Below are 13,304 nucleotides of genomic sequence, written 5' to 3' on the forward strand. Positions count from 1 at the left end.
CCGGTTTAGGCGGGATTAACCCCGCCGCGGGCGATGCGATAGGTGATGTGGCGCCGCAGCCGATCGATCGCGTTGGGGTGATCGAAATCGTCCTCGGGCGCGCGCGCCATGCCGAGCCGCTCCATCAACCCCCAGCTGCGGGCATTGTCGGTGCTGGTGATCGCCGCGATCGCGGGCGCGTCGAGATTCGCCCAGCCCCAGTCGAGGCTCGCCTGCGCCGCCTCGCGCGCATAGCCCTGCCCCCAATGTTCGTGCGCCAGCCGCCAGCCGATCTCGATCTCGCCTTCGATCGGAGTGTCCTCGGCGCCGGGCTTGAGCCCGCAAAAGCCCAGAAACGCGCCATCGGCCCTCCGCTCGATCGCCCAGAAGGTGAAGCCGTGCGTGTCGAATATGGCCTGTAGCCGGTCGATCAGCGCATCGCTCTCGTCGCGCCACAGCAAGGGGCCGAGCGTCGCCATCACCCGTGCGTCCTGGCCCATCGCATGGAACGGCGCGCGATCGCCGTCGTGCCAGCCGCGCAGGATCAGGCGGTCGGTCTCGATCATGCCGGCCGGTCAATGGCGAAGGTAACGCTCGGGCGCAGGGCATGGCCTTCGGGAAAGCTCGCGCTGAGATAGTCGCCATCGGCGAGCCGCGTCATGCCGAGCCGCGCCATCAGCGCCTGGCTCTTCGCGTTCACTGCCGAGGTGACCGCGTAGATCCGGTCCTCGGCGATGGCGCGCCATGCCCGATCGAGGATCGCCGCCATCGCCTCGCGGGCATAGCCTTGCCGCCACCACGGCAGGTCGATGATCCAGCCCGCCTCGATCGCACCGGCGATCGGCATATGCGGCTCGCCGCGCTTGAGCCCGCAAAAGCCGACCACCGCGCCATCGGCGCGCCGCGCGACGACGTGGAAGCCCAGCCCCTCGCCGCGCAGCCGGTCATGCTTGGCGATCACCGCGTCGGCCGCCGCCGCGTCCATCCCGGGAAACAGCTGCGCCATCACCTGCTGGTTGGTGAACATCCCAACCAGCGCATCGCGGTCGCGCGGCGCGGGCAGGCGCAGGATCAGCCTCTCGGTCTCGATCACGCGCCCAGCAGCCGCGCGGCCAGCGGCGCGTGATAGGTCAGCATCCCGGTGCAGCCGGCGCGCTTGAACGCCATCAGCGTCTCCATCACCAGCGCCTCGCGGTCGCCCGCCCCGGCCGCCGCCGCCGCCTCGATCATCGCATATTCGCCGGACACCTGATATGCGAACACCGGTACTTCGAAGGCATTCTTCACACGGACTATGATGTCGAGATAGGGCAGACCCGGCTTGACCATCACGCTGTCGGCGCCCTCGGCGATGTCGAGCGCGACTTCGCGCAGCGCCTCCTCGGCATTGGCCGGGTCCATCTGATAGGTCTTCTTGTCGCCCTTGAGCAGCCCGCGCGAGCCGACCGCGTCGCGGAACGGGCCATAAAAGCCGCTCGCATACTTGGCGGCATAGGCCATGATCTGGACGTTGATATGGCCATGGGCCTCGAGCGCGGCGCGGATCAGCCCGACGCGCCCGTCCATCATGTCCGACGGCGCGACGATGTCCGCCCCCGCCTCGGCCTGAACCAAAGCCTGGTCGGTGAGCACCGCCGATGTCGCGTCGTTGAGCACATAGCCGCGCGCATCGACGATCCCGTCATGGCCGTGGCTGGTATAGGGATCGAGCGCGACGTCGGTCAGCACCCCGATATCGGGCACTGCATCCTTGATCGCCCGAATCGCCCTGCACATCAGATTGTCGGGATTGAGCGCCTCGCGCCCATCGTCGCTGCGCAGCCCCGCCGGCGTGTTGGGAAACAGCGCGACGCACGGAATGCCCAGCGCCGCTGCTTCCTTCGCGCGCTCGGCCACACCCTTGATCGACCAGCGCGACACGCCGGGGAGCGCGGCGATTGGCTCCTCCGCGCTGCCTTCTGTGACGAACAGCGGCCAGATCAGGTCGGCGGGGGTGAGCACGGTCTCGGCGTGCATCCGCCGGCTCCAGCCGGCGGCACGCGTGCGACGAAGGCGGAGCGCGGGATACTGACTCATCCCCGCGCTGATGCGCGTTCAGCCGGTCGGTTGCAAGCGTCCGGCGGGCTCGCCGCCGGCCAGCGCTTCCTCCTCGGCCTGCTCGGGCGCGATCGGTGCCATCGCGGCCTTCTTCCAGTGGCCGCTGCGGTAATAGGCCGCGGCGAGCAGCAAGGCGACCGCCGAGCTCACCGGGAAGCTCCACCACAGGGCGTCGGCGCCGAGCGCCGGCTGCAGCGCCAGCGCGAAGCCGATCCGGACCGGATAGAGCGCGAACCCGAGGATCGCGAGCGGCATCAGCACCGCGCCATTGGCGCGCACCGTGGCGAACAGCACCATCGTCAGCCCGAACAGCATGAAGTTCCAGCTCGAGATCAGCTGGATGTGCCGTGCGATCGGCAGCGCCGGGCTGTCGCCGCCGAGGAACAACTCCATCACCGGCCGGTCGAACAGCAGCACCGCGGCAACCATCGTCCCGGTGAGCAGCAGCGTATAGAGGATGCCGGCGCGGGTGATGCCGGCAACCCGGTCCCACGCGCCGGCGCCGATATTCTGCGCCGCCATCGCGCTCACCGCGGCACCCACTGCCATCGCGGGCATCTGGATATAGGTCCATAGCTGCTGCGACACACCATAGGCCGCGGCGGTCTCGACTCCGAGGCGGTTGACCAGCCCGACCATGGTCAGCCCGGCAAAGGACAGGACGAACATCTGCGCGCCCATCGGCAGCCCCTTGGCGACGATCGTCCGCATCAGCGCGCGCGCCGGGATCAGATAGCCGAGCTCGCGCCCGCGCAGCCGCACCGGCAGGTCGCGCAGATAGACGATCGCGACCAGCCCGATCACCGTGGCGTAGTTGGCGATCACCGTCGCCATCGCCGAGCCGGCGATGCCCATCCGCGGCGCCCCACCCAGCCCGAGGATGAACACCGGGTTGAGCCCCGCGTCGAGCACGACGTTGACCACCATGAACCAGAGCGGCGTCATGGCGTCGCCCACGCCGCGCAGCCCCATCATAATCAGCGTCATCAGCATGCCCGCGGGCGCGGCGAGGAAGATCACCCGCATATAGGCGAGCGCCAGCGGCATCGCCCCGGCGGGGGTGGCGAGCAGATCGAGGATGCGCGGCGCGAACACCCAGCCGAGGCCGGCGACCAGCGCCGCGCCGATCGCGACCAGCCCGATCGCCGAGCCGAAGGCACGCCGGGCGCTGTCGAGGTCGCGCCGCCCCATCGCCTGCCCGACCAGCACCGTCGCCGCCATGCCGAAGCCGAACACGATGCCGAACAGCAGGAACATGATGATGTTGGCGTTGGAGGTGGCGGCGAGCGCGTCCTCGCCGAGGAAGCGCCCCACCCACACCGCGTTGATCGAGCCGTTCAACGACTGGAGGATGTTCGACCCGAGCGTCGGCAACGCGAACAGCAGCAGAGCCCGGCTGATATTGCCTTGGGTCAAATCGCGGCGGGGAGCGGGCATCTTTTCCCTTCATATTCCCCTCCCTGCAAGGGAGGGGGCCAGGGGTGGGTTTGCGGCGACGGGGGCTCGATGCCCTTGTCGTCGCTCAATGCCGGGCGTGGGCAAAAGCTCCCTCCGGTCGCCCCCGTCCCCTCCCTTGCAGGGGGGCGTGAATTACCCCAGCCGCGCCAGCGCCGCCGATAGCCGCTCGGCCTCGGCCGCCTTCTCGGCGTGATCGGCACGCGCCTTCTCGACCGCCTCGGGCTTGGCCCGCTCGACGAAGCTCGGATTGTTCAGCCGTCCCGCCAGCCCGTCGCGTTCCTTCTCGGCCGCGCCAATCGCCTTGGTCAGGCGCGTACGCTCGGCGTCGAGATCGACCACCCCGCCGATCGGCAGCACGAAGGTCGCCTCGTCGACGACGATCTGCAGGGATCCGCCCTCGGGTGCCTCGCCGCCGGCCTGATCGACCCGCGCGAGCCGCGCCAGCGCCGCCGACTGGCGCTCGAGCCGTGCCGCGGTCTCGCCCGAAGCGTCGCGCACATGCAACGGCAGCCGCGCCCCCGGCGGCACGTTGAGCTCGGTCCGCGCCGCGCGGATCTCGCCCACCAGCCGGATCAGCCAGTCGACTTCCTTCGCCGCCTCGGGATCGAGCGCCCGCGCATCGGCCATCGGCCACTGCGCCACGATGATCTCGTGCTCGCGCGCGCCCATCTTCGACCATAGCTCCTCGGTGATGAAGGGCATGAACGGGTGGAGCAGCACGAGGATCTGGTCGAGCACCCAGCCCGCCACTGCGCGCGTCTCGTCGGCGCCCGCGCCGGTCGCGGGCGCGCCCTCGGTCTGCAGCACGGGCTTGATCAGCTCGAGATACCAGTCGCAGAAGCGGCTCCAGCTGAACTGGTAGATCGCGTTCGCCGCCTCGTCGAAGCGCAGATCGGCGAGCGCGAGGTCGAGCGCCTGCACCGTCGCCACAGTCTCGGCGATGATCCAGCGATTGACCGCCAGCTCCGCGACCGGCGGCTCGAGCGTCGCGCTCGCGCCGATCCCGTTCGACTGGCAGAAGCGCGCGGCGTTCCACAGCTTGGTCGCGAAGTTGCGATAGCCCTCGATCCGGCGCTCATCCATCTTGATGTCGCGGCCCTGGCTTTCCATCGCCGCCATAAAGAAGCGCAAAGCGTCGGCGCCATATTGCTCGATCAGCCCGAGCGGATTGACCACATTGCCCTTGGACTTGGACATTTTCTGCCCGTCCGCGGCGCGCACCAAACCGTGTAGATACAAGGTCTTGAACGGCACTTCCTTCATGAAGTGTAAACCCTGCATCATCATCCGGGCATCCCAGAAGAACAGGATGTCGAAGCCCGAGATCAGCACGTCATTGGGATAGCGGCCCAGCGCCTTCACGTCCGCATCGGGCCATCCCATCGTCGCGAACGGCCACAGCGCCGAGGAGAACCAGGTGTCGAGGACGTCAGTTTCTCGCCAGTATGGAACCTGGAGATAACCGTCCTTCTCCAGCTCAGCACCCGCGATGCCACTAAAGGTTGGTTCCACCTCATACAGGCTCGATCGGTCGGCGCCGTAATATTCCTCCATCTGAGTTAGCGCTTCTTCAAGCGTCTCAGCGACGAAGACTTTGTGCTCAGCCTTTTTGCCTAACTGTAGGCTGATTTCGGCATCGCTAGTGGCAATCGGACCAAACCACGCCGGGATCCGGTGGCCCCACCACAATTGCCGCGAGACGCACCATGGCTGGATGTTCTCCATCCAGTTGAAATAGGTCTTTTCCCAGCTCTTCGGGACGATCCTGGTCGCGCCCGAGCGCACCGCCTCGATCGCCGGCTTGGCGAGCGTCGCGGCATCGACATACCATTGGTCGGTCAGCCACGGCTCGATCACCACGCCCGAGCGGTCGCCATAGGGGGTCTGGATCGTGCGCGGCTCGGAATCATGCGCCTCGCCATCCTTGTCGAGGTGCGGGACGAGGAAACCCTCGTCCTTCAGCCGCGCGACCACCAGCTTGCGCGCCTCGAACCGGTCGAGCCCGAGCAGCTCGGCCGGGATCAGCCCGTCGCTGGTCTGGGTGATCTGCGCCCTGGCGTCGAGCATATTGAGCATGTCGCGCGCCTCGATCCCGGCGCGCCGGCCGACCTCGAAGTCGTTGAAGTCATGCCCCGGCGTGATCTTGACCGCACCCGAGCCCAGCTCGGGATCGGCATGCTCGTCGGTGATGATCGGGATCAGCCGCCCGGTGATCGGCAGCCGCACCTTCTTGCCGACCAGCGCCGCATAGCGTTCGTCGGTTGGATGCACCGCCACCGCCATGTCGGCGAGCATCGTCTCGGGGCGCGTCGTCGCGACCTGAATGAAGCCGCTGCCATCCTCGAGCGGGTAGCGCAGATGCCAGAAATTGCCCTTGATCTCGCGCGTCTCGACCTCGAGGTCCGAGATCGCGGTGCCGAGGCCCGGATCCCAGTTCACCAGCCTTTTGTCGCGATAGATCAGCCCCTGCTTGTGCAGCTCGACGAACACCTTGAGGACTGCCCTGGAGAAGCCCTCGTCCATCGTGAAGCGCTCGTTCGCCCAATCCATCGAGCAGCCGAGCCGGCGGAGCTGCCGGGTGATCTCGCCCCCGCTCTCTTCCTTCCACTGCCAGACCTTGGCGACGAACTCCTCGCGGGTGAAATCGGTGCGCTTCTGCTGCTGCGCGTTGAGCTGGCGCTCGACCACCATCTGCGTCGCGATGCCGGCGTGATCGGTGCCGACCACCCAGCGCGCGTCCTTGCCCTTCAGCCGGGCGTGGCGGACGAGAATGTCCTGCAGCGTGTTGTCGAGCGCATGGCCGATATGCAGGCTGCCGGTGACGTTGGGCGGCGGATTGACCAGAGTCCACGGATCGGCACCGGGCCGCTCGGGCGCGAACAGGCCCTTTTCCTCCCAATGGCCGTACCAGCGGGTTTCGATTTCGGCGGGGTCGAAGGTCTTGGGGAGCTCGCTCATGGTGCGGCGCTTTAGCGAGCCAAACCCTCGATTGGCAAAAGCTTATCGTCCTACCGGTGTCAAACGGGTTCCGGACTGCAGCAGAATCATCTCAAGATCGAACGGCAGGGCGTGGAATTGCCATAACGAGCCATCCCGCCTAGTCTTTGCGGCAAGCACCTCGGGATCGCCCGTCGAATTGTCGAACAGCCAGCATTGGTCGACCTGCCGGGCGAACCACGCGAGTTGTTCGAACGAACGCGTGCGGCGCGCGGCAATCTTGTCAGCGGGTACGTCGTGACCGCCCTCCGCGACACGCCGACGAACGCGTTCGAGCTGCAGTTTGAGCGATGCGAGCACGACATAGATCATGCGAACCTCGAACCCGCGATCCTGCGCGCGTTCGACGAGACGCCGGTATTTACTGGACGAAAGCACCGTTTCCACGCCGATCGTCTGATAAGCGTCGATGGAAGCATCGAGCCATTTCTCGATCCGTTGCACAGCGGCAAGATTCGCTGCTTCGAGATCGGATCGCTCGCTTTCGACGATCTTCGCCGTCAGCAGGTCCGGATTGATGATCCACACCGAACCGCCCCATCCTTCGATGTCGGTGCGGTTGTAAAAGGTGCTTTTGCCGCAGCCGTTCGGGCCGGCGACGATCCAGAAGATGGGCCGTTCGGGCTTACGAGGCGTCTTGCTCGGCACGCCGCTTCCGCTGTTCAGCCTTGATGCGGCGTACGTTCGAACGGAAGGCGGCGAGCAGATCCTCGGCCAACGTCTCGCTGTCGGACTGCACCACCTTCATCTGCACGACTGTGCCGTCGGGCGCACGGACGCGCTTCGTCGGCAGGTCGCTCGGGCGGACGGTCTTCAGCTGCGTTGCCATCGATATCTCCAGAGCGGAATATAAGCCTGCTCACGCGCCCGTGAAAGCCTCACTTGCCGGTATATTTCCCCAGCCAGCCGAGCACCTCGCCATACCATTGCATCGAGTTCTTCGGCTTGAGCACCCAATGGTTCTCGTCGGGGAACACCAGCAGCTTCGACGGGATCTCGCGCCGCTGGAGCGCGGTGAACGCCGCCAGCCCCTGCGTATAGGGAATGCGGAAGTCCTTCTCGCTGGTGATCACCAGCTGCGGCGTCTTCCACTTGGTCACATGGTTGACCGGGTTCCATTTCTCGAACGCCGCGGGGTCCTCGAAATAGGCCTTGCCGCCATGTTCCCATTCGTCGAACCACAATTCCTCGGTCTCGTACGCCATCGCGCGCGCATCGAACACGCCGTCATGCTGGACGATGCACTTGAAGCGATCGGGCCACTGGCCTTCGATCCAGTTCATCATGTAGCCGCCGTACGACGCGCCGAGCGCGCAGGCATTGTCGGCATCGAGATACGCGAACTTGTCGGTCGCCGCCTTGAGGCCCTTTTGCAGGTCCTCGAGCGGCCAGCCGCCCCAATTGTTGCGGATCGCGTCGGTAAAGGCCTGGCCGTAGCCGGTGCTGCCGTGGAAATCGACCGCGACCACGGCATAGCCCGCGCCGGCGAACACCGCGGGGTTCCAGCGATACGACCAGCTGTTGTTGCTCGAACCCTGCGGCCCGCCATGGACGATGAACGCGATCGGCGCCTTCTTGCCCTCGGCAAGGCTCGCCGGGCGCACCGCATAGCCCCAGACCTTGTCGTTGTTCGCCCCGGCGAAGCTGAACCGCTCGACCTTCGGCAAGTCGATGCCGGCCAGCTTCGCGGCGTTGACCGAGGTCAGCCGCTCGGTCTTCGTGCCGCTCAGCCGGTAGAAATCGTCGGGCGCGGTCAGGCTGTTCATGCTGAACACCACGCCCGTCTTCGTCGGCACCACCGCCGAGACCACGCCTTCCTGCGTCAGCCGCGTCACCTTGCCGCTCTTCGTATCGACTCTGAAGATCGGCTCTTCCTGGGTGTCTTGCGCAGTGACGTAGAGCGACTTGCTGTCGGGCGCCCAGGCGATCGAGGCGACCGAACGGTCCCAGTCCTGCGTCAGCGCGCGGGTCTGGCCGGTGGCGAGATCGCGCAGCATCAACACCTGCCGGTCCGCTTCGTAGGTCGGCCGCTTCATCGAGAAATATGCCAGCCATTTGCCGTCGGGCGAGACGGTCGGGAGATTGTCCATCCCGTCATTGTCGGCAGTGAGATTGATCGGCGGGGCCGAACCGTCCGCCGGTGCCGCGAAGATGTCGAGATTGGTCGAGGTCGCCTCGATCCGCCCGGCCTCGCGCAGCGCGAAATAGACCGTCTTGCCGTCGGGGCTCCACGCCAGTTCCTCGCCGCCGCCGAACGGCCTGGACGGTGTGTCGCCGACCAGCTCGCCGGTGATTCCGACGCCCTGGAGCGCCAGTCTCCCCTCTTTTTCGACCGGCACCACGAAAAGCTGCGATCGCCGTCCGTCCGACCAGCTGTCCCAGTGCCGCACGAACAATTTGTCATAGACGCGACCCGAGCCGTTCTCGCCTCCCGGCACGCGCACCAGCGCAGGATCGTGCAGGTCCCGCGCGCCAGGGTCGCGATCCGTCCATATCAGCAGGCGAGTACCATCTGGCGACAGCTTGAAGCCGCTGATCCCGCCGGGGATGACAGTGCGTGTGATCGGCTTGCCGCCGTCGATCGCGACGGTCCAGACCTGGTCCGAGCCGTCCGCATCGGACTGGAACCACACGGTTTTGCCGTCACCGGAGATTTGCGGACTGGTCTCGTTGGCTTTGCCATCCGCCACCAGCTTCTCGGGCACGGCGCCCTTCTTGCTCAAATCGAGTCGCCACAGGTCGTAGCGCCCCTTGTTGAGAGCGATACTGGTCTCGCGCTGCTGCCAGACGAGCCATCGGCCGTCGGGCGACACTGTCGGTGCGCCGACCCGCGAGAGCGTCGCGACATCCTGGATGGTGAGGTCCCGCGCCAGAGCCGGCACGGCAGCGAAAGCGAGCGCGATGCCCGCGAGCAGGAGATGCTTCATGGAGGCATCTACAGCACTGAACTCCCCTCCCTGCAAGGGAGGGGCCGGGGGTGGGTGCGAGCGTAGCGAGCCCTTCGGGCCGGCCGAATAAAAGAAAAGGCCGGGCATCGAGCCCGACCTTTTCTAACCCACTCCTGCCCCCTCCCTTGCAGGGAGGGGAACGGACTCAATTCCGTCCGGTGATCCGGGTGATCTCGCGCGCGACCATCGCCTCGACGATCTGCGGCAGATTGGCGTCGAGCCAGTCGCGCAGCATCGGCTTGAGCATCTCGCGGACCAGTCCCTCGAGCGTGTCCGATCCGGCCACCTCGGGCTTGACCACCATCCGTGACAGCGCCTCGAGCGGCCCGCGGGTCGCCTCCACCGCGCGTTCGGAGAGAATCGGCTCGGCGCGTGCGGCGGGCGCGGCGGCGTCAGGCGCGCGCGCCTCGTCCACCGGCTCGCGCAGCTCGAGCACCGCCTCGTCCTCGGGATCCTCGTCCTCGTCGATTCGCGGGGCGCGCGCCGCCGCGGTGGTCGCGGAGCCCGAGCGGCCACGGCGGGTACGCGTTGCCGTCGCCGCATCGCCTTCTTCGGCGATGATGCGTTTGATCGAGGAGAGGATCTCCTCCATCGACGGCTCGGTACTGATATCCCCCATAAGCCGACACGTCTCCTGTGGCTGACGTGGTTAAATCAGGGATTTCCGGGTGTGGTGTCAACCGATCGCTGCAACAAAGGATCCAGCGGGGTCGTGGTCACCACCGCGCCCTGCGCCGGCGTGCCCGCGGTCGAGGTGCTCGTGCCCGCAGCCTTCGGGCCGTCGGCCCAGTCGCTCCACTGGCCGCGGACGTGCTTGTAGTTGACCTCCGGATCGTAGAGCGGACCGCCGTCGAGCCCGAGATCCTTCGCCTCGGCACGGCCCATCGACGCGAGCAGGGTGAAGCCCGCGACATAGGCGTCGCGCTCGGCGGTGACATAGTTGACCTGCGCGTTGAGCAGTTCCTGCTCGGCGTTGAGGATGTCGAGGATCGTGCGCGTGCCGACGCTGTTCTCGGCGCGAACGCCCTCGAGGCTGAGCCGGTTGGCCTCGACCGCGACCCGCGACGAGGCGATCACCTTGAGCGCGCTGTCATAGGAAGCGAAGGCCGAGCGTGCCTGCGCGATCACGCCGCGCTCGGTGAGCGTGACCTGCTCGATCGCCGCCGATTCGCGTGCCCGCGCCTGGCGGACCTGCGCCGCCGGCCGGCCGCCCTGGAAGATCGGCAGCGACACCTGCGCGCCGATCGAGGTCGAGAAGCCGTCGCTGTTCGCTCCCGCGGCGCGCGCCTGGGTGCCGAGCGATCCGAGATAATTGTAATAGTCCCCGCCGACGCCGACGCTCACTTGCGGCAGCCGCCCCGCCTTGGCGACGTTGACGTCGTAGCGCGTCGCGTCGCGCGCCAGCTTGGCGGCCTCGAGGAAGGGGTTGTTGCCCAGCGCGGTCTGCTCGGCGGTGGCAACGTCGTCGGGCAAATTGGGCAGCGCCGGCGGCGCGGCGAGCACCCCCGGGGGGGCGCCGATCACCCGGATGTAGTTCTCGCGGCTGCCGATCAGCCGCGCCTCGGCGCTGCGCAGCTGGCTCTCGGCCAGCGCGAGCCGCGCCTCGGACTGGGCAACGTCGGTGCGGGTCAGGTCGCCCACTTCGAACCGGTCGCGCGTCGCCTGCAGATTGACCTGCAGCACGCGGGTGTTCTGCTGGTTGAGCCGCACGATCGCCTCGTCGCGCAGCACGTCGACATAGGCGGTCACCGCCTGAGTGAAGGTATCCGATTCGGCGCCGCGCAGATTGGCCTGTCCCGCCTCGACGCGAGTCTCGGCCGCGCGCACCGAATTGCGCACCGCGCCGCCGCTGAACACGGGGACGGTGAGGTCGAGCCCGAGCGCGCCGCGCCGGGTCGGGTCGAAGGTCGCGTCGCTGTTGTGGATGCTCTGGCTGACCGATCCGGTCGAGCTCACGCCAAACCGCCCCTGCGATTTCGCGATCGGCACATTCTCGTCATTGGCACGCTGGTTGGCGCGCTCGCCGGCGAGATCGGGGTTGGTGTTATAGGCCTGGACCAGCGCGTCGCGCAGCGTCGTGGTCGGCTGCGCGGCCGGGGCCAGCGCCGGAGCGGTGGTTTGCGGCGCGGTCTGGACGGTAACCGGAGTCGAGGTGCCGGCGCGCGTGGTCGTGGTCTGCGCGGCGGCAGGCACGGCGAGCGCGGTCAGGCTCACGCCCAGGAGCAGAGGAGTCAGTCGCATTCAGTTCTCTTCTTTTTTCAGAATGTGAAGGTCCGTAGGCGTCGGAAACCAGGCAATTCGGCGCATTCGATATCCTGAAAATCGATCAGGCCGAAGCCCCCCTCGGTGCGCCGGCCGGCGGCGAGCCGGGTCACGCCGCGGTCGATAACCCCGGCGAGCACGCGCCCGCCGGGCTTGACCTGCGCGACCAGCGCCTCGGGAAGCGCCTCGACGGCGCCGTCGACGATCAGCAGATCATAGGGCGCGCCCGCCGCCGAGCCGGCGTTGAGCGGGCCCTCGACCAGCGTGACCTTGTCCTCGCCGGCCAGCGCCGTGCGGGCGAGATCGACGAGGCTCGCTTCTTCCTCGACCGCGACCACCGATCCGGCGAGCAGCGCCAGCACCGCGGCGGCATAGCCGCCCGCGGCGCCGATCAGCAGCACATGATCGGTCGGGCGCAGCTGCGCCTCGGTGAGCAGCCGCCCGGTGGCGAGCGGCGAATTGTGGCGTCGGCCGCCGACCAGCGGCAGCAGCGTGTCGCGATAGGCGACCCCGCGCTGCCCGGCGGGAAGGAATCGCTCGCGCGGCACCCGGGCCATCGCCTCGACCACGCGCGGGTCGTTGACCGCGTTGGTCCGCAGCTGGCTCGCAACCATCGCATGGCGCATCGCTTCGAAGCGGTTCGCTTCGACGGGCGCGGGATCGACCTGAAGGGTCATCATCACTCCGGCTTTGTCGCACAACCGTGTTAGGTGTGCAATACACTTGTTGACGTTGCTGCCTCTCTATCGCGCTGCAGCGTCGCCGCCAAGCGAGGCCGGGATCATTTTGAAACTATGTTGACATGGCGCCACCCCTCGCGCATCTCGCCGCCTCGCTTTCGGGGCCCGATGGCGGAGTGGTGACGCAGAGGACTGCAAATCCTTGCACCCGGGTTCGATTCCCGGTCGGGCCTCCAGCCTCCAAACGAACGAAAAGGGCGCCCGCCTCGCAGCGGACGCCCTTTTGTCGTTCAGCGCCGGTTAGCGGCGACGGCTGCGGCAATCGCCGCCATCGACTTCGCGGCCGAGCAGCGCGCCGGCACCCGCACCGATGATGGTGCCCGTGGTGCTGCGGCCCCGATAGGAGCTGCCGCGGCCGATCTCGCCGCCGAGCAGACCGCCGGCGACCGCGCCGAGGATCGTGCCGGTGGTGCCGCTCGAGCAGCGGCGATAATCCCGGTTGCGATAGCCGCGATAGTCGCGGCGATAACCACGGTCGCCGCGATAGCCGCGGTCGCCCCGATAGCCGTCGCGATAGTCGCGCTGATAATAGCCGCGGCCATAATCCTGCGCGGCGGCGGGGGTCGCGGCCATGCCGCCGATCGTCACGGTGGCGGCAAGCGCGGCGGTGAGCATTGATTTGATCATCTTGTCCTCCTTCGGGGGGCCTTGATTGCCTCCAACATGCCGAGCCTTTTGCCACGCCGCGGCTGGAACGAGCCTGAACGCGGCCGTTAGGCGCCGTTCATCGCCCTCTCGGAAGGGGCTGTTGCCGATCTGCAACTTGTCGCCGGGAAAACACGGTTAACCGCAAGCGTATCGAGCCGGGTGCGGAACAAGTCGC

At 67.4% G+C, this 13,304-nt stretch carries 12 protein-coding genes and 1 tRNA gene; 1 reads left to right on the top strand and 12 read right to left on the bottom strand.

Translation table 11 applies throughout. From position 1 onward, the window contains the following. Positions 1-5: 5 nt before the first annotated feature. The 11 genes from E5A74_RS00775 to E5A74_RS00825 form a co-directional block, all read right to left on the bottom strand. Positions 6-545, bottom strand: a complete 540-nt coding sequence (locus E5A74_RS00775; protein ID WP_135981869.1) for a GNAT family N-acetyltransferase — start codon at positions 543-545, stop codon at positions 6-8. Further along, positions 542-1,072 carry a GNAT family N-acetyltransferase gene (locus tag E5A74_RS00780; protein ID WP_135981871.1) on the bottom strand — a complete coding sequence of 177 codons (531 nt, stop codon included), beginning with the start codon at positions 1,070-1,072 and terminating at the stop codon, positions 542-544. The genes E5A74_RS00775 and E5A74_RS00780 overlap by 4 nt, the downstream gene beginning before the upstream one ends. Next, entirely contained in the window at positions 1,069-2,055 is a 987-nt protein-coding gene (gene hemB / locus E5A74_RS00785) for a porphobilinogen synthase (RefSeq protein ID WP_135981873.1), read from the bottom strand. The genes E5A74_RS00780 and hemB overlap by 4 nt, the downstream gene beginning before the upstream one ends. An 18-nt stretch (positions 2,056-2,073) precedes the next feature. Continuing rightward, a complete protein-coding gene (locus E5A74_RS00790; protein ID WP_135981875.1) occupies positions 2,074-3,513 on the bottom strand; it encodes an MATE family efflux transporter in 1,440 nt (479 codons plus the stop codon). Between the two features lie 153 nt (positions 3,514-3,666). Beyond that, complete coding sequence (locus tag E5A74_RS00795) at positions 3,667-6,492, bottom strand: valine--tRNA ligase (RefSeq protein ID WP_135981877.1); 2,826 nt, start codon at positions 6,490-6,492, stop codon at positions 3,667-3,669. 42 nt (positions 6,493-6,534) lie between these two features. Continuing rightward, positions 6,535-7,179 (bottom strand): ATPase, encoded by a 645-nt coding sequence (locus tag E5A74_RS00800; RefSeq protein WP_135981879.1) that lies wholly within the window; start codon positions 7,177-7,179, stop codon positions 6,535-6,537. Beyond that, positions 7,157-7,360: a hypothetical protein gene (locus E5A74_RS00805; protein WP_135981881.1), complete on the bottom strand. Its 204-nt coding sequence runs from the start codon at positions 7,358-7,360 to the stop codon at positions 7,157-7,159. The genes E5A74_RS00800 and E5A74_RS00805 overlap by 23 nt, the downstream gene beginning before the upstream one ends. A 49-nt stretch (positions 7,361-7,409) precedes the next feature. Further along, complete coding sequence (locus tag E5A74_RS00810; RefSeq protein ID WP_135981883.1) at positions 7,410-9,458, bottom strand: alpha/beta hydrolase family protein; 2,049 nt, start codon at positions 9,456-9,458, stop codon at positions 7,410-7,412. 166 nt (positions 9,459-9,624) lie between these two features. Continuing rightward, a complete protein-coding gene (locus E5A74_RS00815) occupies positions 9,625-10,098 on the bottom strand; it encodes a DUF2497 domain-containing protein (protein ID WP_166745555.1) in 474 nt (157 codons plus the stop codon). A gap of 35 nt (positions 10,099-10,133) precedes the next feature. Continuing rightward, a complete protein-coding gene (locus E5A74_RS00820; RefSeq protein ID WP_135981885.1) occupies positions 10,134-11,720 on the bottom strand; it encodes a TolC family outer membrane protein in 1,587 nt (528 codons plus the stop codon). Positions 11,721-11,737: 17 nt separating this feature from the next. Beyond that, entirely contained in the window at positions 11,738-12,421 is a 684-nt protein-coding gene (locus E5A74_RS00825) for a protein-L-isoaspartate O-methyltransferase family protein (RefSeq protein ID WP_135981887.1), read from the bottom strand. A 162-nt stretch (positions 12,422-12,583) separates the two neighbouring features. Here E5A74_RS00825 and E5A74_RS00830 point away from each other — a divergent pair. After that, positions 12,584-12,657 (top strand) — tRNA-Cys (locus E5A74_RS00830). A gap of 64 nt (positions 12,658-12,721) precedes the next feature. On the opposite strand, the gene E5A74_RS00835 is transcribed toward E5A74_RS00830, so the two are convergent. After that, positions 12,722-13,108, bottom strand: coding sequence for a glycine zipper 2TM domain-containing protein (locus E5A74_RS00835; RefSeq protein WP_135981889.1), 387 nt, complete (start codon positions 13,106-13,108; stop codon positions 12,722-12,724). Positions 13,109-13,304 lie beyond the last annotated feature (196 nt).

The sequence above is a fragment of the Sphingomonas naasensis genome (genome assembly GCF_004792695.1).
GTDB classification, from domain to species: domain Bacteria; phylum Pseudomonadota; class Alphaproteobacteria; order Sphingomonadales; family Sphingomonadaceae; genus Sphingomonas; species Sphingomonas naasensis.